Origin of the sequence: Pseudomonas sp. X4 (assembly GCF_040784925.1) — a bacterium.
Classification (GTDB): Bacteria; Pseudomonadota; Gammaproteobacteria; order Pseudomonadales; family Pseudomonadaceae; genus Aquipseudomonas; species Aquipseudomonas putida_Z.
This window is the reverse complement of sequence record NZ_CP160798.1, coordinates 5,325,878-5,346,913: the sequence shown is the minus strand read 5'-3', so window position 1 is coordinate 5,346,913 and position 21,036 is coordinate 5,325,878. Positions and strand designations below refer to the sequence as shown.

The window sequence follows — 21,036 nt, the reverse complement described above, 5'->3', positions numbered from 1 at the left end:
GCTGAGGCAGTTGTCATTCACGCACAAAGAGATACATGAAACAATTTTGAATGTTGCATAATTGTATCGCGTAATGCATATACTGGTTCCACCTGGACGTGATCCCCGGATCACGCCCCTGCAAACAATTCCAAGAAATGCCGGCCCCACGATGTGCCGTGCGTGCAGCCAGAGGAACCCGACATGCCGCGATATCTCGATGTGCAGGCGCCCGAACACGGCGTCCAGCTCATTACCCTGCAACGGCCCGAGGCGCTCAACGCCCTGTGCACCGAGCTACTGGCAGAGCTGGCCGCTGCGCTGGAAGCGGCCGGGCACGACGAACAGATCCGCGCGGTGGTGCTCACCGGCAGCCGCATGGCATTCGCCGCAGGCGCCGATATCCGCGAGATGGCCGAGCGCGACCTGGTCGGCATCCTCAACGACCCGCGGGTGGCCCACTGGCAAAGCATCGCCGCCTTCGCCAAGCCACTGATCGCCGCCGTCAACGGCTACGCCCTGGGTGGCGGCTGCGAACTGGTGATGTGTGCCGACATCGTCATCGCCGGCAGCGACGCCCGTTTCGGCCAGCCGGAAATCAACCTCGGCATCATCCCCGGCGCCGGTGGTACCCAGCGCCTGCTGCGGGCAGTAGGCAAGCCGCTGGCCATGCAAATGGTGCTGACCGGCGAAGCCATCACCGCCCGTCATGCCTTGCAGGCCGGGCTGGTCAGCGAAATCACCCAGCCGGAACTCACCGTAGAACGCGCCCTGCACATTGCCCGCAGCATCGCCGCCAAGGCCCCACTGGCGGTGCGCCTGGCCAAGGAAGCGCTGCTCAAGGCCGGCGATACCGACCTGGCCAGCGGCCTGCGCTTCGAACGCCATGCCTTCACCTTGCTGGCCGGCACCGCCGACCGCGACGAAGGCATCCGTGCCTTCCAGGAAAAACGCCAGGCCCGCTTCCAGGGCCGCTGATCATCTTTCCCTCGACTGACGGAGCGAGTCTGTCATGACTTTCCAGCACATCCTGTTTTCCATCGAGGACGGCGTCGCCCTCCTCTCGTTGAATCGCCCCGAGCAGCTGAACAGCTTCAATACCGCCATGCACCTGGAAGTGCGCGAGGCGCTCAAGCAAGTACGCCAGAGCAGCGAAGCACGGGTGTTGTTGCTGACTGCCGAAGGCCGTGGATTCTGCGCCGGCCAGGACCTGTCCGACCGCAACGTCGCCCCGGGCGCCGAGATGCCGGACCTGGGCGAATCGATCGACAAGTTCTACAACCCGCTGGTGCGCACCCTGCGCGACCTGCCGCTGCCGGTGGTCTGCGCGGTGAACGGCGTGGCTGCCGGCGCCGGTGCCAACATCCCGCTGGCCTGCGACCTGGTGCTGGCCGCCCGCTCGGCCAGCTTCATCCAGGCCTTCTGCAAGATCGGCCTGGTACCCGATTCCGGCGGCACCTGGCTGCTGCCGCGCCTGGTCGGCATGGCGCGGGCCAAGGCCCTGGCCATGCTGGGCGAGCGCCTGGGCGCCGAACAGGCCCAGCAATGGGGGCTGATCCACCGCGTGGTGGACGATGCCGCGCTGCGCGACGAAGCCCTCACCCTCGCCCGCCAGCTCGCCACCCAGCCCACTTACGGCCTGGCCCTGATCAAGCGCAGCCTGAACGCCAGTTTCGACAACGGTTTCGATGAACAGCTGGAGCTGGAGCGCGACCTGCAGCGCCTGGCCGGGCGCAGCGAGGACTATCGCGAAGGCGTGAGCGCCTTCATGAACAAGCGCACGCCGGCATTCAAGGGGCGTTGATCATGAGCGCACTCGCAAGCAATGCCCAGGTGGCGGTGATCGGTGCGGGCGCCATGGGCGCAGGCATCGCCCAGGTTGCGGCCCAGGCCGGCCACCCGGTAAAGCTCTACGACAACCGCCCGGGCGCTGCAGCCCAGGCGGTGGCCGGCATAGACCGGCAACTTGCCCGCCTGGTGGAAAAAGGCAAGTTGCAGGCTGTCGAGCGGGAAGCCATCAGCGCCCGGCTGTGCCCGGTAGACGACCTCGAAGCCCTGGCCGATGCCCGACTGGTGATCGAGGCCATCGTCGAGAACCTGCAGGTCAAGCAGGCGCTGTTCAGCCAGCTGGAAGCCTTGTGCGCCTTCGACTGCATCCTCGCCAGCAACACCTCGTCGCTGTCCATCACCAGCCTCGCTGCCGGGCTGCAACGCCCGCACCAGGTGGTTGGCATGCACTTCTTCAACCCGGCGCCGCTGATGGCCCTGGTGGAAGTGGTGTCGGGCCTGGCCACCGCCCCGGCCGTTGCCGCGTGCATTCATGCCACCGCCCAGGCCTGGGGCAAGCAGCCGGTGCACACGCGCTCCACGCCGGGCTTCATCGTCAACCGTGTGGCGCGGCCGTTCTACGCCGAAAGCCTGCGCCTGCTGCAGGAAGGCGCAGCCGATTGCGCCAGCCTCGATGCGCTGCTGCGTGATGCCGGCGGTTTCCGCATGGGCGCGTTCGAACTCACCGACCTGATCGGCCACGACGTCAATTACGCCGTCACCTGTTCGGTTTTCGATGCGTTCTATGGCGACTTCCGCTTCCAGCCTTCGCTGGTGCAAAAAGAACTGGTGGACGCAGGCCGCCTCGGGCGCAAGACCGGCCAAGGCTTCTATAGCTATGCCGAAGGCGCCGAACGCCCGCAGCCAGCCGAACTGCACAGCCCCGCCAGCGTCGATGCCTGCGTCGTCGAAGGCGACCTGGGGGTGATGCAGCCGCTGATCGAACGCCTGCGCCAGAGCGGCGTCGCCGTGACCCAGCGCGCCGGCAGCGGCCTGATCCAGGTGGGCGATGCCACCCTGGCGCTGTCCGATGGCCGCCTGGCCAGCCAGCGCGCCCGGGAAGACGGCCTGCGCAATCTGGTGCTGCTCGACCTGGCCCTGGACTACACCACCGCCACCCGCCTCGCCATCAGCTGGTCGGCCGACACCAGCGACAACGCTCGTGACCAGGCGGTGGCCTTGCTGCGGCGTGCCGGCCTGAAGGTAACGGCGGTCGCCGACCTGCCCGGCCTGGTGGTGCTGCGCACCGTGGCGATGCTCGCCAACGAGGCCGCCGATGCCGTGTTGCAAGGTGTCGGCAGCGCCGCCGACATCGACCTGGCCATGCGTGCCGGCGTCAACTACCCCTGCGGCCCGCTGGCCTGGGCCGCGAACATCGGCATCGCCCACACCCTGCGCGTGCTCGACAACCTGCAGCGCAGCTACGGCGAGAGCCGCTACCGCCCTTCCCTGCTGTTACGCCGCTGCGAAGCCAAAGGAGGCACCCTGAATGACTGAAGTCGAACTGGCACAAGCCTGTGCCGAGGCCATGTACGCCCGCGACCAGGCCACCCAGGGCCTGGGCATCCGCCTGCTGGAAGCCGGCCCGGGCCAGGCATGCCTGCGCATGCCGGTACGCGCCGACATGATCCAGGGGCATGGCACCTGCCATGGCGGCTTCCTGTTCGCCCTGGCCGACTCGGCGTTTGCTTTCGCCTGCAACAGTCACGACCAGGCCACCGTCGCCCTGGGCTGCAGCATCGACTACCTGGCCCCGGCGCTGCGCGATGACGTGCTTACCGCCTGCGCCAGCGAGGTCAGCCGCAAGGGCCGCACCGGGCTGTACCACGTCCGCATCGAGAACCAGCGCGGTGAGCTGGTGGCGATGTTCCATGGCAAATCCTACAAAGTGCGCGGCACCGTGCTGGCGCAGGAGACGCAAGATGACTGAACACACCCTGGCCGATGCCTTGATCATCGACGCCGTGCGCACCCCCATCGGCCGTTATGCCGGCGCCTTGAGCGGCGTGCGCGCCGATGACCTGGCCGCCATCCCGCTCAAGGCCCTGATCCAGCGCCACCCCGAACTGGACTGGAAAGCCATCGACGACGTCATCCTCGGCTGTGCCAACCAGGCTGGCGAGGACAACCGCAACGTCGCGCATATGGCCAGCTTGCTGGCCGGGCTGCCGATCGAAGTGCCGGGCACCACCATCAACCGCCTGTGTGGCTCCGGCCTGGACGCCATCGGCAATGCGGCCCGCGCCCTGCGCTGCGGCGAAGCCGGGCTGATGCTCGCCGGCGGCGTGGAGTCGATGTCACGCGCGCCGTTCGTCATGGGCAAGGCGGAGCAGGCGTTCGGCCGCGCGGCCGAACTGTTCGACACCACCATCGGCTGGCGTTTCGTCAACCCGCTGATGAAGGCGGCCTTCGGCACCGACTCGATGCCGGAAACGGCCGAGAACGTTGCGCAGCAGTTTGGTATTTCCCGCGCCGACCAGGACGCCTTTGCCCTGCGCAGCCAGCACAAGGCCGCCGCCGCCCAGGCACGCGGGCGCCTGGCACGGGAAATCGTGCCGGTCGAGATCCCGCAGCGCAAAGGCCCGGCCAAAGTGGTCGAGCACGACGAACATCCCCGCGGCGACACCACCCTGGAGCAACTGGCCAGGCTGGCTACCCCGTTCCGTGAGGGCGGTAGCGTCACCGCTGGCAATGCTTCCGGGGTCAACGATGGTGCCTGCGCCCTGCTGCTCGCCAGCAGCACCGCCGCCCGCCGTCATGGCCTGAAGGCTCGCGGCCGAATCGTCGGCATGGCGGTGGCCGGGGTCGAACCACGCCTGATGGGCATCGGCCCCGTGCCGGCTACCCGCAAGGTGCTGGAGCTTACCGGGTTGTCGTTGGCCGACATGGACGTCATCGAGCTCAACGAGGCCTTTGCCGCCCAGGGCCTTGCGGTACTGCGCGAGCTCGGCCTGGCTGACGACGACGAGCGGGTCAACCGCAACGGCGGTGCCATCGCCCTCGGCCACCCGTTGGGCATGAGTGGTGCACGCCTGGTCACCACCGCGTTGCACGAGCTGGAAGAAACCGCCGGACGCTACGCCCTGTGCACCATGTGCATCGGCGTTGGCCAAGGCATCGCGATGGTCATCGAACGCCTCTGAGCGGCTCAGACCATCGGCTTGTTACCGAACCGAACGCAGCCGTATATGCTGCTTCCATGACACTCACCACGCGGCCTGCAACCGGTACCGCGCGGCGTACAAGAACAATTCGAGTGAAGCCATGAACATGTACCATGATGCCGATCGTGCCCTGTTGGACCCGATGGAAACCGCCAGTGTCGACGCCCTGCGCCAGCACCAGCTGGAGCGCCTGCGCTGGAGCCTGAAGCACGCCTACGACAACGTGCCGCTGTACCGCCAGCGCTTTGCCGAGTGCGGCGCCCACCCCGACGACCTCAAGTGCCTGGAAGACCTGGCGAAGTTCCCCTTCACCGGCAAGAACGACCTGCGCGACAACTACCCCTACGGCATGTTCGCCGTGCCCCAGCAAGAGGTGGTGCGCCTGCACGCCTCCAGTGGCACCACCGGCAAGCCGACGGTGGTGGGCTACACCCAGAACGACATCGACACCTGGGCCAATGTGGTCGCCCGCTCGATCCGTGCCGCGGGTGGGCGCAAGGGGGACAAGGTGCATGTCTCCTACGGCTACGGCCTGTTCACCGGCGGGCTTGGCGCGCATTACGGTGCCGAGCGCCTGGGCTGCACGGTGATCCCCATGTCCGGTGGCCAGACCGAGAAGCAGGTGCAGCTGATTCGCGACTTCCAGCCCGACATCATCATGGTCACCCCCTCCTACATGCTCAACCTGGCCGACGAGATCGAGCGCCAGGGCATCGACCCGCGAGATCTCAAGCTGCGCCTGGGCATATTCGGCGCCGAACCGTGGACCGACGAGCTGCGCCGCTCGATCGAGAAACGGCTGGGCATCGATGCCCTCGACATTTATGGCCTCTCAGAAATCATGGGGCCTGGGGTGGCGATGGAGTGCATCGAAACCAAGGATGGCCCGACCATCTGGGAGGACCATTTCTACCCCGAGATCATCGACCCGGTCACCGGTGCGGTGCTACCGGACGGCCAACTGGGCGAACTGGTGTTCACCTCGCTGAGCAAGGAAGCGTTGCCCATGGTGCGCTACCGCACCCGCGACCTCACTCGCCTGCTGCCCGGTACCGCCAGGCCGATGCGGCGGATCGGCAAGATCACCGGCCGCAGCGATGACATGCTGATCATTCGCGGGGTCAACGTGTTCCCGACCCAGATCGAGGAGCAGGTGCTAAAAATAAAACAGCTTTCCGAGCTTTATGAGATTCATCTGTATCGCAATGGCAACCTGGACAGCGTCGAGGTGCATGTGGAACTGCGTGCGGAGTGCCAGCACCTCGATGAAGGCCAGCGCAAGCTGTTGACCGGGGAGCTGACCAAGCAGATCAAGACCTACATCGGCATCAGCACCCAGGTGCGCCTACAGCCCTGCGGCACGCTCAAGCGTTCCGAGGGCAAGGCCTGCCATGTGTTCGACAAACGGTTGGCCAGCTGATTCATTCGGCTGCCTTTTCGGCCCCGGCATCGTCCGGGGCTTTTTTTTGCGTTTTTTCGGCTGGCCTCTTCGCGGGTAAACCCGCTCCCACAGGAATTGCATGATGCCTGGGGGCTGCACATGACCTGTGGGAGCGGGTTTACCCGCGAAAGGGCCGCCAATGTGATACACAAATCTATTCGATACACATAAAACTGTTTGACGTTATGTTTTGTATCGCTTACAAATGACTCATGCCTTAGCAGGAGTCGGAACACATGTACGCACAGCTAGTGGAAACCGGAGTCAAGCGCGTCAAGTCGCTGGAAGAGATGTCGCCCGAGGAGCGCAACTTCCAGGAAAAGATCGACGCCGAAATCAAGATCGAAGCCAAGAACTGGATGCCCGAGGCCTATCGCCAGACCCTGATCCGGCAGATCTCCCAGCACGCCCACTCGGAAATCGTCGGCATGCTGCCCGAAGGCAACTGGGTCACCCGTGCCCCCAGCCTCAAGCGCAAGCTGCAGCTGATGGCCAAGATCCAGGACGAAGCCGGCCACGGCCTGTACCTGTACAGCGCCATGGAAACCCTGGGCGCCGACCGTGACGAAGAAATCGCCAAGCTGCACAGTGGCAAGGCCAAGTACTCGAGCATCTTCAACTACCCCACCCTCAGCTGGGCCGACATGGGCGCAGTGGGCTGGCTGGTGGATGGCGCCGCCATCGTCAACCAGGTGGTGCTGCAGCGCACCTCCTATGGCCCGTATTCGCGCGCGATGATCCGCATCTGCAAGGAAGAGAGCTTCCACCAGCGCCAGGGCTACGAAATCCTCCTGACCATGATGCGCCACGGCACCCAGGCCCAGCGCGACATGGTCCAGGACGCGATCGACCGCCTGTGGTGGCCGGCACTGATGATGTTCGGCCCCAGCGACGAGCACTCCCCCAACAGCGCCCAGTCCATGGCCTGGAAGATCAAGCGCCAGACCAACGATGAGCTGCGCCAGCGCTTCATCGACCAGACCGTGCCGCAGCTCGAATTGCTCGGCTGCACCGCCCCCGACCCCGAACTGAAGTGGAATGCCGAGCGCGGTCACTACGACTTCGGCGAAATCCAGTGGGACGAGTTCTACGAAGTGATCAAGGGCAATGGCCCATGCAACCAGGAACGCGTCGCCACCCGGCGCAAGGCCATCGAGGACGGTGCCTGGGTACGCGAGGCCGCCGTGGCCTACGCGCGCAAGCAACAGAACAAGAACGCCGCCTGAGTGGCGATTGATGCGGAGATCGAAAATGTCTGTCTGGACCCTCTACGAAGTGTTCGTGCGCAGCAAGCACGGCCTTAACCACAAGCATGTCGGCAGCGTGCACGCCGCCGATGCTGCCATGGCCATCGAAAACGCCCGCGAGCTGTACACCCGCCGCAGCGAAGGCGTGAGCCTGTGGGTGGTGCCCTCGGCACTGATCACCGCCTCTTCCCCGGACGAGAAAGACCCGCTGTTCGCCCCGGCGGACGACAAGGTCTACCGCCATGCCAGCTTCTACGAACTGCCCGACGAAGTCGGACACATGTGAGGTTGGCCATGCACAACGAAACCCTTGTCCCCTACCTGCTGCTGCTCGGCGACAGTGCCCTGGTGCAGGGCCAGCGCCTCTGCGAATGGTGTGGCCGCGCCCCGGCCATCGAAGAAGAACTGGCCCTGATGAACGTCGGCCTCGACCTGGTAGGCCAGGCGCGCAACTGGCTGGAGTATGCCGCCGAGCTGCTCGATGATGGCCGTGACGCCGACGCCCTGGCCTTCCGCCGTGACGAGCGCGCCTATCGCAACCTGTTGCTGGTCGAGCAGCCCAACGGCGATTTCGCCGTGACCATGACCAAACAGTTCTTCTATGACGCCTGGCATTTCGCCGTGCTTCAGGGCCTGGTCGGCTCGAACGACGAGCGTATCGCCGGTATCGCCGCCAAGGCCCTGAAGGAAGTCACCTACCACCTGCGCCGCTCCAGCGAGTGGGTGCAACGCCTGGGCGGTGGCACCGAAGAAAGCCGCCAACGCATGCTCGCGGCCATCCCGGCACTGTGGCGCTTCACCGTCGAGCTGGCTGCCGGTAGCGACAATGAAGTGCACCTGGCACAGGTGGGTATCGCCGCCGACCCCGCTGCCGTCGGCGCGGCCTGGCTCAAGCAGGTTGGCTCGACCTTCGCTTCGGTCGAGCTGCCGCTGCCCAAGGCCGCCAGCCACTTCTACCTGGACGGTCGCAAAGGCCTGCACACCGAGCACCTGGGCCTGCTGCTGGCCGAGATGCAGTTCCTGCCAAGGGCGTACCCCGATGCAACCTGGTGAGCTGATTGCCGGCGACCGTGGCGCCCGCGCGCCACGCGGCGACGACCTGGCCCGGGCCTGGGCGGTACTGGCCCAGGTCATGGACCCGGAAGTGCCCGTGGTCAGCGTGGTCGACCTGGGGATCGTGCGCGACCTCGGCTGGCACGCCGGGCACCTGCACCTGGTCGTCACGCCGACCTACTCCGGCTGCCCGGCCACCGAGGTGATCGAAGGGGACATCCGCCAGGCGCTGGAACAGGCCGGTTTCCCCGCCCCGGCTCTGGAGCGCCGGCTGACCCCGGCCTGGAGCACCGACTGGATCAGCGAACTGGGCCGCGAGCGCCTGCGCGCCTACGGCATCGCCCCGCCACAGGGCAGCGCCAGCAAACGCAGCCTGCTCGGCGAGGCGCCGCAGGTGTGCTGCCCGCAGTGCGGCAGCGCCCATACCGAATTGCTCAGCCAGTTCGGTTCCACGGCTTGCAAGGCGCTTTACCGCTGCCGCGAGTGCCTGGAGCCGTTCGACTATTTCAAATGCATTTGAGCCGTGGAGAACGCCATGAGCCAGTTTCACAGCCTGACCATCAAGCAAGTGCGCAACGAGACCCGCGACGCGGTGTCGATTGCCTTCGACGTGCCCGAGCACCTGCAGGCGCAGTTCCGTTTCACCCAGGGCCAGTACTTGGTCATGCGTACCCAGCTGGACAACGAAGAAGTCCGCCGTTCCTACTCCATCTGCAGTGCCGTGCAAGACGGCGAACTGCGTGTGGCGGTAAAGCGCGTGCCTGGCGGGCGCTTCTCGGCATTTGCCAATGACGTGCTCAAGGCCGGCCAGCAACTGGAAGTGATGCCGCCGTCGGGCAGCTTCTTCGTGCCACTGGAACCGGCCCGCCAGGGCAACTACCTGGGCGTGGCTGCCGGCAGCGGCATCACACCGATCCTGTCGATCATCGCCACTACCCTGGCCAGCGAGCCACACAGCCGCTTCACCCTGCTGTACGGCAACCGCTCCAGCTCTGGCGCTCTGTTCCGCGACAAGCTGGAAGACCTGAAGAACCGTTACCTCGACCGCCTGAACCTGATTTTCGTGTTCAGCCGCGAGCAGCAGGATGTCGACCTGTACAACGGCCGCATCGATGCCGACAAGTGCGGCCAGCTGTTCTCGCGCTGGATGGACGTTGCCAACCTGGATGCTGCGTTCATCTGCGGCCCGCAGGCGATGACCGAGACGGTGCGCGACAGCCTGCGGGCCAATGGCCTGGCCAAGGAACGCATCCATTTCGAGCTGTTCGCCGCAGCCGGCAGCGAAGCCCGTCGTGAAGCCCGCGAGGCGGCGCGCCAGGTGGACTCGGCGCTCAGCCACATCACCGTGATCAGCGACGGCCGCGCCCTCACCTTCGACCTGCCACGCAACACCCAGAACGTGCTGGACGCCGGCAATGCAATCGGCGCCGAACTGCCGTACTCGTGCAAGGCCGGCGTGTGCTCGACCTGCAAGTGCCGGGTAATCGAGGGCGAAGTGGAGATGGACAGCAACCATGCCCTGGAGGACTACGAAGTGGCGGCCGGGTATGTGCTGTCGTGCCAGACCTACCCGGTGAGCGACAAGGTGGTGCTCGATTTCGACCAGCTCTGAAACCGCGTTGCCTGCTTCGCGGGTGAACCCGCTCCCACAGGGACTGCACAAGACTTGAGAGCAGCGCCCTACCTGTGGGAGCGGGTTCACCCGCGAAGAGGCCATCAGCAACACCGCAACACCCGCGTGACCTCAACAAAACAATTACAACACCCAGAGATCGCAACCCATGACACCCGAACGCATCGAAAGCATCGCCAACCACCCCGACTTCCAGCACCTGGTGCAGCGCAAACGCCGCCTCAACGGCAGCCTGACCCTGGCCATGCTGGTGATTTACTACGGCTTCGTCCTGCTGGTGGCGTTTTCCCCCAGCACCCTCGGCCAGTCCCTCAGTGGTGGCGTCACCACCGTCGGCATGCTGGTGGGCGTGCTGATGGTGCTGCTGTCCTTCGCCCTGACCGGTATCTACGTGCACCGCGCCAACAACGTGCTCGACCCGCTCAACGACAAGGTCAAGCAGGAGTGCGCACAATGAACTGGACCGCCATCTCGATGTTCATGGTGTTCGTCTGCTTCACCCTGCTGGTCACCCGCTGGGCTGCCATGCGCACCCGCTCGGCCAGCGATTTCTACACCGCCGGCGGGGGCCTGACCGGCATGCAGAACGGCCTGGCGATCGCCGGCGACATGATCAGCGCCGCGTCGTTCCTGGGCATTTCGGCAATGATGTTCATGAACGGCTACGACGGCCTGCTGTATGCCCTGGGCGTACTGGCCGGCTGGCCGATCATCCTGTTCCTGATCGCCGAACGCCTGCGCAACCTGGGCAAGTACACCTTTGCCGACGTGGTCAGCTACCGCCTGGCGCAAACCCCGGTGCGCCTGACCTCGGCCTTCGGCACCCTGGTGGTGGCGCTGATGTACCTGGTGGCGCAGATGGTCGGTGCCGGCAAGCTGATCGAACTGCTGTTCGGCATCAGCTACCTGTACGCGGTGATGCTGGTCGGCGTGCTGATGGTCGCCTACGTCACCTTCGGCGGCATGCTCGCCACCACCTGGGTGCAGATCATCAAGGCAGTGATGCTGCTGTCGGGCACCAGCTTCATGGCCTTCATGGTGCTCAAGCATTTCGGCTTCAGCACCGAGGCGATGTTTGCCAGCGCCGTGGCCGTGCATGCCAAGGGCCAGGCGATCATGGCCCCGGGCGGCCTGCTGTCCAACCCGGTGGACGCCATTTCCCTAGGCCTGGGCATGATGTTCGGTACCGCCGGCCTGCCGCATATCCTGATGCGCTTCTTCACCGTCAGCGATGCCAAGGAAGCGCGCAAGAGCGTGTTCTATGCCACCGGGTTCATCGGCTACTTCTACCTGCTGCTGATCGTCATCGGTTTTGGCGCCATCGTCATGGTCGGCACCGAGCCGTCCTACCGTGACGCCACCGGCGCGATCATCGGCGGCGGCAACATGGTCGCCGTGCACCTGGCCCAGGCCGTGGGTGGCAACCTGTTCCTCGGTTTCATCTCCGCCGTGGCCTTCGCCACCATCCTGGCGGTGGTCGCCGGCCTGGCGCTGTCCGGTGCATCGGCGGTTTCCCACGACCTGTATGCCTGCGTGGTGCGCCAGGGCAAGGCCAGCGAGCAGGAGGAAATGCGCGTGTCGCGTATCGCCACCCTGCTGATCGGCCTGCTGGCGGTCATCCTCGGCCTGATGTTCGAGTCGCAGAACATCGCCTTCCTCTCCGGCCTGGTGCTGGCGGTGGCCGCCTCGGTCAACTTCCCGGTGCTGCTGCTTTCGATGTTCTGGAAAGGCCTGACCACCCGCGGCGCGGTGTGCGGCAGCATGGCCGGCCTGGTTTCGGCGGTGCTGCTGGTGGTGCTGGGCCCGGCGGTATGGGTCAACGTGCTGCATCACGAAAAGGCGCTGTTCCCCTACAGCAACCCGGCGCTGTTCTCCATGAGCCTGGCCTTCCTCGGCGCCTGGGTGTTCTCGGTGACTGACAGTTCCGAACGCGCCAGCCAGGAACGTGGCCGCTACCTGGCCCAGTTCATCCGTTCCATGACCGGAATCGGCGCTGCCGGCGCCAGCAAGCACTGACTCTCAGGGAAGAACAACCATGTCGGGTAAAACAACAACAATGAACCGCACGCACTTCATTTCGGCCGCCTGGCTGGCGACCCTCGCCCTGCCGATGCCGGCGATGGCAGACTTCATCGGCGACAGCCACGCCCGCCTGGAGCTGCGCAACCACTACCTCAACCGCGACTTCCGCCAGAGCAACGCACCGCAGGCCAAGGCCGAGGAATGGGGCCAGGGCTTTACCGCCAAGCTTGAGTCGGGCTTCACCGAAGGCCCGGTCGGCTTTGGTGTGGACGCCATGGGCCAACTGGGCATCAAGCTCGACTCCAGCCGTGACCGCCGCAATACCGGCCTGCTGCCTTTCGGCCCGAACAGCCATGAACCGGTCGATGACTACAGCGAACTGGGCCTCACCGGCAAGGTGCGGGTGGCCAAGAGCACCCTGCGCCTGGGGACCTTGCAACCGATCCTGCCGGTGGTGGTGTACAACGACACTCGCCTGCTGGCTTCCACCTTCCAGGGCGGCCTGCTCACCAGCCAGGACCTGGCCGGCCTGACCTTCAACGCCGGCCGCCTGACCAAGGCCAACCTGCGTGATTCCTCGGGCCGCGACGACATCGGCTACGGCGCCGCCAGCAGCGACCACCTGGACTTCGGCGGCGGTAGCTACGCCATCACCCCGCAAACCAGCGTCAGCTACTACTACGCCAAGCTCGAGGACATCTACCGCCAGCAGTTCGTCGGCCTGATCGATACCCGCCCGCTGGACGAAGGCCTGAGCCTGCGCACCGACCTGCGCTACTTCGACAGCCGCAACGACGGCGCCGAGCGTGCCGGCAACATCGACAACCGCAACTTCAACGCCATGTTCACCCTCGGCGTACGGGCCCACAAGTTCACCGCCGCCTGGCAGCAGATGTCCGGCGACAGTGCCTTCCCGTTCGTGAACGGCGGCGACCCGTTCACCGTCAACCTGGTCACCTACAACACCTTCACCCGCGCCGGGCTGGACTCGTGGCAGGTGCGCTACGACTACGACTTCGTCGCCATGGGTATCCCCGGCCTGAGCTTCATGACCCGCTACACCGATGGCCGCCACGCCGAAACCGCCACCGTCAGCAATGGCCGTGAGCGTGAGCGCGACACCGACATCACCTATGTCATCCAGAGCGGCCCGTTCAAGGACGTCAGCCTGCGCTGGCGCAACGTCACCTTCCGGTCCGGCAATGGCCTGACCAACGCCGTGGACGAAAACCGCCTGATCATCGGCTACACCGTGGCGCTGTGGTAACAGCGCCCCCCTCTACATTGGAGAACAGCATGTCTGCCGCCCCTACCTTGCAAAGCTTCATCGCCGGCCGCTGGCTTGGCCAGCACGGCGCCCAGGCCCTGCGTAGCGCCCTGGACGGCCACGTTTTGGCCTACAGCCACGAAGAGCGCCCGGATTTCGCCGAAGCCGTGGACTTTGCCCGCGCCCGTGGCCTGGCCGCGCTGATGGCGATGGACTTCCAGCAACGCGCTGCCCGCCTGAAGGCGCTGGCCCTGTACCTGGCCGAGCGCAAGGAGCAGCTCTACGCCCTGTCCCACCACAGCGGCGCCACCCGTGCCGACAGCTGGATCGACATCGAAGGCGGCAACGCCACGCTGTTCTCCTATGCGGGCATCGGCAGCCGTGAACTGCCGTCAGGCAACCTGGTGCACGAAGGCCCGGCCATCCCGCTGGGCAAGCAAGGCCATTTCGCCGGCAGCCACATCCTTGTGCCGCGCGCCGGCGTGGCAGTGCACATCAACGCCTTCAACTTCCCCATCTGGGGCATGCTGGAGAAGTTCGCCCCGACCTTCCTAGCCGGCATGCCATGCATCGTCAAGCCGGCGACCTCGACCAGCTACCTGACCGAGGCCGTGGTGCGGCTGATGAATGCATCCGGCTTGTTGCCCGAAGGCAGCCTGCAACTGGTGATCGGCAGCACCGGCGACCTGCTCGACCGCCTGCAAGGCCAGGACGTGGTGACCTTCACCGGTTCCGCCGACACCGCCGCCAAGTTGCGCGTCACACCGAACCTGGTACGCAACTCGGTGCCGTTCACCGCCGAAGCCGATTCGCTGAACTGCGCCATCCTCGGCCCGGACGTGACCCCGGATAGCGAAGAGTTCGATCTGTACATCAAGGAGGTGGTCCGCGAAATGACCACCAAGGCCGGCCAGAAATGCACCGCCATCCGCCGCGCCATCGTACCGGCCAGGCACATCGACGCCGTTGCCACGCGCCTGCGCGAGCGGCTGGCCAAGGTGGTGGTCGGTGACCCGTCGCAGGAAGGTGTGCGCATGGGCGCCCTGGCCTCTCACGACCAGCAGCACGATGTGGCCGAGCGGGTGCGCAGCCTGCTGCAGAGCTGCGACCAGCTGTTCGGCGCCAGCGATGGCTTTGCGCCGCGTGGCGAGGGCGTGGCCGAGGGTGCGTTCTTTGCCCCTACCCTGCTTCAGGCCCGTGACCCGCACGCCGAAGGCGGTGCCCACGATATCGAAGCGTTCGGCCCGGTCAGCACGCTGATGGCCTATGACGACCTCGATGAAGCCCTGGCGCTGGCCGCGCGGGGCAAAGGCAGCCTGGTGGCGACCCTGGTCACCGCCGACCGCAGCGTGGCAGCCAAGGCCATCCCGGTGGCCGCCGCCTGGCATGGCCGCCTGCTGGTACTCGACAGCGAGGCAGCCAAGGAATCCACCGGCCATGGCTCGCCATTGCCGCAGCTCAAGCACGGCGGCCCGGGCCGCGCTGGTGGTGGTGAAGAGCTGGGTGGCCTGCGTGCCGTCAAGCACTACCTGCAACGTGCCGCTGTACAGGGTTCGCCGAGCATGCTCACGGCGGTAACCGGCGAATACGTGCGCGGTGGCGAAGTGATCGAAACCGAAGTGCACCCGTTCCGCCGTTATTTCGAGCAGTTGCGCATCGGCGAGTCGCTGCTCACCCACCGGCGCACCGTGACCGAAGCCGACCTGGTCAACTTCGGCTGCCTGTCGGGTGACCATTTCTACATGCACTTCGACGAGATCGCCGCCAAGCAATCGCAGTTCGGCAAGCGCATCGCCCACGGCTATTTCGTGTTGTCGGCAGCGGCCGGGCTGTTCGTCTCCCCGGGTGCAGGCCCGGTACTGGCCAACTACGGCCTGGATACCCTGCGCTTCATCAACCCGGTGGGCATCGGCGACACCATCCAGGCGCGCCTGACCTGCAAGCGCAAGATCGACCAGGGCAAGACCAGCCCGCTGGGCCAGCCCCAGGGCGTGGTGGCGTGGGATGTGGAGGTGACCAACCAGCTGGGCGAGCTGGTCGCCAGCTACGACATTCTCACCCTGGTGCTGAAACAGCCCTGACAGTGCCGTTGGTCAGGGGCGGTGGATATCCAACCGACCTCCCCTGGCTGTTACCGCTCTCATTCAATGAGGGGTGGTCAATGGCTTCGCCTCTCACTCCTGTATTGGGCCCGCCTGATCGCGGGCCTTTTTTTCATCGAGAGCGAGGGTTGCGAGATGAAAGATTTTACTGCGATGGGTGGCGGTAGCGCACAGGATGACTGGCCAGAGCTCGAGCCGGACCGGCGCAATGACCGGGCAGATGACCCGGATGCCGACCCCAATGTGACAGATGACGAAGAAAACCGCCCGGGCGTGCCGGCCAGCGACCCCGAGTCCGGTGCATGACCGTCATGCAGACGGTCTGCGCGATCCCCTGTGGGAGATTGCCCAGCCCTTTGGGCCGCGCTGTCGCACAGATAACGGAATTCGCAAGCGATCCTCGTACCCTGTGGGAGCGGCTTTAGCCGCGAAGAATCCAACGCGGTGCATGGCACCGGCTGCGCCGGTGTTCGCGGCTAAAGCCGCTCCCACAGAGGATCGTGCCAACTTTTAGAATTTGAGCAGGACATCTGTTCCCGCACGGATTGTGCAGTCGGGGAATCACATTGTCGCCGCTGACTGGTTCGGCTTGCCGCCGGATACCCGCCAGCTCACCGCGGTAATCCCATAGCGCTCGGCCATCGGCCTGCTGACTTTCCTGATCTTCTCCCGGCCGAACTTGGGAATGATGCCGATGCCCGCATCGCAACTTGCCCAATGCCAGGCCTCGGCATTGTCCAGCGTCTCCAGACGGATGATGAAACTGCGCGGCTGGCCATGCAGTTGGTAATCGATGATGTACAGCTGTGGGCTAGGCATCGCAGGGGCCTCCTCTTCTCCATGGATGACACCTGATTGATCGGGGCACGGCCGGAAGATTCAAAAAATTGTCGAACAAGAAGTATCAACGGCTATTGATGCCTCGGTACGCAAGGTCTGGCCACCACCCGGCACCTGAGGTACCGGGTGTCCAGCAACCCTTCAACTTACTGCTGGCGGCCCCCGCCGTGGCTGTTCTGGCCGCCCTTGCGACCGGCCTCCGATGCCCGTTGGCGGTCGTTGGCGAAGTTGCCGCCAGAAGCCTGCCCGCCTTTGTGCCCCGCGCGGGAGGCCCGTTCCCGGTCATTGGCGAAATTGCCAGGGTTGGTTTCCTTGGTGCCGCCGCGCTGGCTGGTTCGCTCTTGATCCTGCGCCATGTGGTTTCTCCTTGCGATGGATGGGTCGCATGGATGTTTGCCATGCCTTGGTTCCGAGCCGCCGATCACACAGTCTGCTCAATGGTTTTGCCGGCAACTGACCAGTGGCACCAAACATGCGTCGGCAAAAGGTTTGCGTGGCGGAAGCAGGCGGGTCGCACTTTCCTGTGCCTGCGGAGGTCTCAACAACATGGCGACGGCCTATAATCCCGCCACACACACGCCCGATGATGCTGCTACGGGCGGAACGTTCCGGTCTGCACAAGGCTCCGTCCATGAAGTCGTCCCCCAAGCAACCTGCCTCGCCCCAGAACCCGGCGCTCAGCCCCAGCCACCTGGATTTCCCGGTGGTGGGCATCGGTGCATCGGCAGGTGGCCTGGAAGCGATCTGTACGCTGTTCCGGCAAATGCCCAGCGATTGTGGCATGGCCTTCGTCGTGGTCCTGCACCTGTCCCCCGACCACCAGAGCGTCGCCGACCGCATCATCCAGGAGACCACGCAAATGCCGGTGCGCCAGGTGACCGAGCCGGTGCCCATCGAGCGCAACCACATCTACGTGATTTCACCGGCCAATCGCCTGTCCACCAACGATGGCTACCTGCGCGTGACCCCGGCCAACCGGCGCCGTGGCGACCACGTGGCCATCGACCTGTTCTTCCGTGACCTGGCTGACGTGCACAAGGACCACGCCTTCTGCGTGGTGTTGTCCGGTACCGGTGCCGATGGCGCCGTGGGCCTTTCACGGATCAAGGAGCAAGGCGGCGTGACCTTGGCGCAAAACCCGGACGACGCCCAGTACGACAGCATGCCCCGCGCCGCCATCGAGACCGGCATGGTCGACCTGGTGCTGCCGGCGGCAGAAATGCCGCAGAAGCTGCTGGAGCTATGGCGCAATGCCCGCCAGGTCCGGCTCCCGGAAATCGAGGACGACACCCTGCCACCGGCCTTGGGCACCCGTGCCGGCGATGCCCAGGCCAGCGAGCCGATGCTCGAAGAGATCCTGCTGCAATTGCGCAGCAATACCGGCCACGACTTCCAGCACTACAAGCGCGCCACGGTGCTGCGGCGCATCGAGCGCCGCCTGCATGTGACCGGCCAGGCAGACCTGGCGGCCTACCTGCATTACCTGGAACAGCACCCCGCGGAATCCCGGGCGTTGCTGGCCGACATGCTGATTGGCGTGACCAATTTCTTCCGCGACCGCGAAGCCTTCGAAGCCCTGGAGCGCCATGTGCTGCCGCAGCTGACCTGCGAACGCGACCCGGCCGAGGGCGCGGACGAGATACGCGTGTGGTCGGCCGGCTGCTCCACCGGCGAAGAGGCGTACAGTCTGGCCATGCTGGTTTGCGAGCAGCTGGCACTGGAGCAGCGCTCGCACAAGGTACAGGTGTTCGCCACCGACCTAGACGAACGCGCCATCGGCATCGCCCGCAGTGGCTCCTACCCTGAAGCGATCGTTACCGACGTGCCGCCCAGCCGGCTGCGCCAGTTCTTCCTCAAGGAAGACCAGCATTACCGGGTGCGCAAAGAGGTGCGCGAGAAGGTGCTGTTCGCCCGGCATAACCTGCTGTCGGACCCACCGTTCTCGCAGATCGACCTGATTGTCTGCCGCAACCTGCTGATCTACCTGGACCGTGAGGTGCAGCGTGACATCCTGCAGATGTTCCACTTCGCCCTGCGCCCGGGTGGCTACCTGTTCCTCGGGTCGTCCGAGTCGGCCGACATGGCCAGTGAACTGTTCGCCCCGGTGGACAAGCGCAACCGCATTTTCCGCGCACTCGATGCCAGCAATACCGGCCGCCGTTCCGGCCGTCAGCTGCCCGGCACTTCGGCCGCCAGCCTGCCCCAGGGCGCGCTGGCCAAGGCCAAGCCGGGGCGCAAGCCATCGTTCGCCGACCTGCACTACCGCGCCCTGGCGCGTCGCATGCCGCCCAGCCTGATCGTCGATATCGATGGCAATATCCTGCACATGAGCGAAGGCGTAGGGCGTTTCCTGCAAGTGGCCGGTGGCGAACCGAGCCGCAGCCTGCTCAACCTGGTGCTGCCGCCCCTGCGCCTGGCCCTGCGCAGCACCTTGTTCCAGGCGCGTCAGGGGACCGAGGCGGTGACCTCGCGCCCTGTCGACCTGGCGGAAACCATGGGCAAACTGCAGGTGGAGATCACCGTGCAGCCGTACAAGGACGACCTCAGCGCCAGCGATTGCCTGCTGGTGGTATTCGAGGAACGCGCGCCCGACCCGTCCCTGCCGTTACCCGGCGTCATCCGCCAGACCGACAGCATGGTGCTGCACAACCTCGAACGCGAACTGCAGCGCACTCGCCTGCAACTGCAGGAAACCATCGAGCAGTCAGAGGTCTCCAGCGAGGAGCTGACGGCCTCCAACGAAGAGATGCAGGCCATCAACGAGGAGTTGCGTTCGGCCAGCGAAGAACTGGAAACCAGCAAGGAAGAGCTGCAGTCGATCAACGAGGAACTGCTCACGGTCAACTACGAGCTGAAGAACAAGGTCGAGGAAACCGACAAGGTCAACGACTACCTCAGCAACCTGATCGCCTGCACCGAGATCGCCACGGTGTTCGTCGACCGCAACCTGCATATCCGCTGGTTCACCCCGCGGGCCACCGACCTGTTCAATATGCTGCCGGTCGATACCGGCCGTTCCCTGCTCGACATCACCCACCGCCTGGATTACCCGGCGCTGGCCGACGATGCCCGCGCCGTGGCCCAGGGCGAGGCCATCATCGAGCGTGAAATCGGCGGCCAGGGCGATCACTGGTACCTGGCGCGCCTGCTGCCCTATCGCTCCAGCGAGCAGAAAATCGACGGCACGGTGCTGACCTTCATCGACATCAGCAGCAGCCATGCCGCCGAAGAGCGCGTGCGCCTGGGCGAAGAGCGCCTGAGCAAGCAGCTGGCCGAGACGCAGAGCACCAGCCACATGAAGGACGAATTCTTCGCCGTCATGTCTCATGAACTCAAGCACCCGCTCAACCTGATCCAGCTCAATGCCGAAATCCTGCGCCGCCTGCCCTCGCTGCGGAATATCAGTGCAGCGAGCAAAGCCGTCGGTACCATTTGCGATGCGGTAACCAGCCAGGCGCGGATCATCGACGACCTGCTGGATGTGGCGCGCATTCGCACCGGCAAACTCAAACTCAAGACCGAGCCTGTGGACCTGCTTGCCGTCCTGCAGGGCATCCATGGCGTGGTAGTCAGCGAGCAACATCCCTGCACAGTTCGCCTGGAGCTGCCCGCCGACAACCTGCCGGTGATGATCGAGGGTGACGTTACCCGCCTGGAGCAGATCATCTGGAACCTGCTCAACAACGCGCTGAAGTTCAGCCCGGCGGGCAATGACATACGCCTGGTGCTGAGCCACGACGAGGACCATGCCCGCCTGCAGGTGATCGACCATGGCGTGGGCCTGAGCCACGACAGCCTCGAGCATATCTTCGACCTGTTCAGCCAGGCTGCGCCGCAACATGCCAGCCACAGCCGCGAAGGCCTGGGCATCGGCCTGTCGCTGGTACGGCAACTGGTCGAGGCCCATGGCGGTACCGTCCTCGCCACATCAGCGGGGCTTGGCCTGGGCTGCACCTTCACGGTCACCCTGCCCCTTTGCGAAACGCAGCTCCAGCAGCATACGCAGGGCTCGGAGCCGCCGAGCGAAGGCCGCCTGAACGGAATTCGCGTGTTGCTGGTGGATGACTCCGTAGAGGTGCTGGCGGTGATGCAGGAGCTGCTGGAAATGGAGAGCGCCACTGTCAATGCCTTCAGCAAGCCACGTGAGGCCCTGGACGCCGCTGCGGGTGAGGAATACGACATCATCCTGTCCGATATCGGCATGCCGATCATGGACGGCCATGCGTTGATCAAGGCCCTGCGTGGCTACGTGCACCTGCGCCATACCCCGGCCATCGCCCTGACCGGTTATGGCGCCAGCGCCGACCAGTACAAGTCGCGCCAGTCGGGCTTCGACCGGCACCTGAGCAAGCCGGTGGGCTATGACGAGCTGGTGGAAGCCATCGAGGCGCTGAGCGGCTCGGTGCCTTACTGACCGTTGGTCGCTTTAAACGCAACGTTCATTGCTGCCTGGGGCCGAAT

Annotated in this window: 19 protein-coding genes; 17 read left to right on the top strand and 2 right to left on the bottom strand. The window is 65.2% G+C overall.

The annotated features are described in order from the left end of the window. Positions 1-183: 183 nt before the first annotated feature. From paaF to ABX298_RS23675, 16 genes are all read left to right on the top strand, one after another. The gene (gene paaF, locus ABX298_RS23750) at positions 184-957 is read left to right on the top strand and encodes a 2,3-dehydroadipyl-CoA hydratase PaaF (protein WP_075045236.1); all 774 of its coding nucleotides are present in this window, start codon (positions 184-186) and stop codon (positions 955-957) included. Positions 958-991: 34 nt separating this feature from the next. Further along, positions 992-1,783 (top strand): 2-(1,2-epoxy-1,2-dihydrophenyl)acetyl-CoA isomerase PaaG, encoded by a 792-nt coding sequence (gene paaG, locus ABX298_RS23745; protein ID WP_013972608.1) that lies wholly within the window; start codon positions 992-994, stop codon positions 1,781-1,783. 2 nt (positions 1,784-1,785) lie between these two features. Next, positions 1,786-3,303: a 3-hydroxyacyl-CoA dehydrogenase PaaH gene (paaH, locus tag ABX298_RS23740; RefSeq protein ID WP_317409678.1), complete on the top strand. Its 1,518-nt coding sequence runs from the start codon at positions 1,786-1,788 to the stop codon at positions 3,301-3,303. Then, on the top strand, positions 3,296-3,736 hold the full coding sequence (gene paaI / locus ABX298_RS23735; RefSeq protein WP_023663508.1) for a hydroxyphenylacetyl-CoA thioesterase PaaI: 441 nt from the start codon (positions 3,296-3,298) through the stop codon (positions 3,734-3,736). Before paaH ends, paaI begins: the two co-directional genes overlap by 8 nt. Then, positions 3,729-4,949, top strand: a complete 1,221-nt coding sequence (gene pcaF / locus ABX298_RS23730) for a 3-oxoadipyl-CoA thiolase (protein ID WP_286099847.1) — start codon at positions 3,729-3,731, stop codon at positions 4,947-4,949. Before paaI ends, pcaF begins: the two co-directional genes overlap by 8 nt. Positions 4,950-5,070: 121 nt before the next feature. Further along, complete coding sequence (gene paaK, locus ABX298_RS23725; protein ID WP_367393731.1) at positions 5,071-6,390, top strand: phenylacetate--CoA ligase PaaK; 1,320 nt, start codon at positions 5,071-5,073, stop codon at positions 6,388-6,390. 257 nt (positions 6,391-6,647) lie between these two features. Further along, positions 6,648-7,637, top strand: coding sequence for a 1,2-phenylacetyl-CoA epoxidase subunit PaaA (gene paaA, locus ABX298_RS23720; protein ID WP_025339109.1), 990 nt, complete (start codon positions 6,648-6,650; stop codon positions 7,635-7,637). Positions 7,638-7,662: 25 nt separating this feature from the next. Continuing rightward, the gene (gene paaB, locus ABX298_RS23715) at positions 7,663-7,944 is read left to right on the top strand and encodes a 1,2-phenylacetyl-CoA epoxidase subunit PaaB (protein WP_013972614.1); all 282 of its coding nucleotides are present in this window, start codon (positions 7,663-7,665) and stop codon (positions 7,942-7,944) included. Between the two features lie 8 nt (positions 7,945-7,952). Then, a complete protein-coding gene (gene paaC, locus ABX298_RS23710) occupies positions 7,953-8,711 on the top strand; it encodes a 1,2-phenylacetyl-CoA epoxidase subunit PaaC (RefSeq protein ID WP_286099845.1) in 759 nt (252 codons plus the stop codon). Further along, complete coding sequence (gene paaD, locus ABX298_RS23705) at positions 8,698-9,231, top strand: 1,2-phenylacetyl-CoA epoxidase subunit PaaD (protein WP_085664847.1); 534 nt, start codon at positions 8,698-8,700, stop codon at positions 9,229-9,231. Before paaC ends, paaD begins: the two co-directional genes overlap by 14 nt. A gap of 15 nt (positions 9,232-9,246) precedes the next feature. Next, positions 9,247-10,323, top strand: coding sequence for a 1,2-phenylacetyl-CoA epoxidase subunit PaaE (paaE, locus tag ABX298_RS23700; RefSeq protein ID WP_025339106.1), 1,077 nt, complete (start codon positions 9,247-9,249; stop codon positions 10,321-10,323). Between the two features lie 169 nt (positions 10,324-10,492). After that, positions 10,493-10,801 carry a DUF485 domain-containing protein gene (locus ABX298_RS23695; protein WP_004376242.1) on the top strand — a complete coding sequence of 103 codons (309 nt, stop codon included), beginning with the start codon at positions 10,493-10,495 and terminating at the stop codon, positions 10,799-10,801. Next, on the top strand, positions 10,798-12,360 hold the full coding sequence (locus tag ABX298_RS23690; RefSeq protein ID WP_054573565.1) for a cation acetate symporter: 1,563 nt from the start codon (positions 10,798-10,800) through the stop codon (positions 12,358-12,360). Before ABX298_RS23695 ends, ABX298_RS23690 begins: the two co-directional genes overlap by 4 nt. Positions 12,361-12,400: 40 nt before the next feature. Continuing rightward, a complete protein-coding gene (locus ABX298_RS23685) occupies positions 12,401-13,633 on the top strand; it encodes an OprD family porin (RefSeq protein WP_367393730.1) in 1,233 nt (410 codons plus the stop codon). 29 nt (positions 13,634-13,662) lie between these two features. Then, a complete protein-coding gene (gene paaZ, locus ABX298_RS23680; protein WP_367393729.1) occupies positions 13,663-15,714 on the top strand; it encodes a phenylacetic acid degradation bifunctional protein PaaZ in 2,052 nt (683 codons plus the stop codon). Positions 15,715-15,870: 156 nt separating this feature from the next. Further along, positions 15,871-16,041, top strand: coding sequence for a hypothetical protein (locus ABX298_RS23675; protein ID WP_158090796.1), 171 nt, complete (start codon positions 15,871-15,873; stop codon positions 16,039-16,041). Positions 16,042-16,296: 255 nt separating this feature from the next. Here the strand turns inward: ABX298_RS23675 and ABX298_RS23670 are convergent, their stop codons facing one another. Then, positions 16,297-16,554: a DUF6555 family protein gene (locus tag ABX298_RS23670; protein ID WP_025339101.1), complete on the bottom strand. Its 258-nt coding sequence runs from the start codon at positions 16,552-16,554 to the stop codon at positions 16,297-16,299. 167 nt (positions 16,555-16,721) lie between these two features. Continuing rightward, complete coding sequence (locus ABX298_RS23665; RefSeq protein WP_003259459.1) at positions 16,722-16,931, bottom strand: general stress protein; 210 nt, start codon at positions 16,929-16,931, stop codon at positions 16,722-16,724. A 275-nt stretch (positions 16,932-17,206) separates the two neighbouring features. Between ABX298_RS23665 and ABX298_RS23660 the strand changes: the two genes are divergently transcribed. Continuing rightward, positions 17,207-20,989: a CheR family methyltransferase gene (locus ABX298_RS23660; protein ID WP_367393728.1), complete on the top strand. Its 3,783-nt coding sequence runs from the start codon at positions 17,207-17,209 to the stop codon at positions 20,987-20,989. Positions 20,990-21,036: the final 47 nt, after the last annotated feature.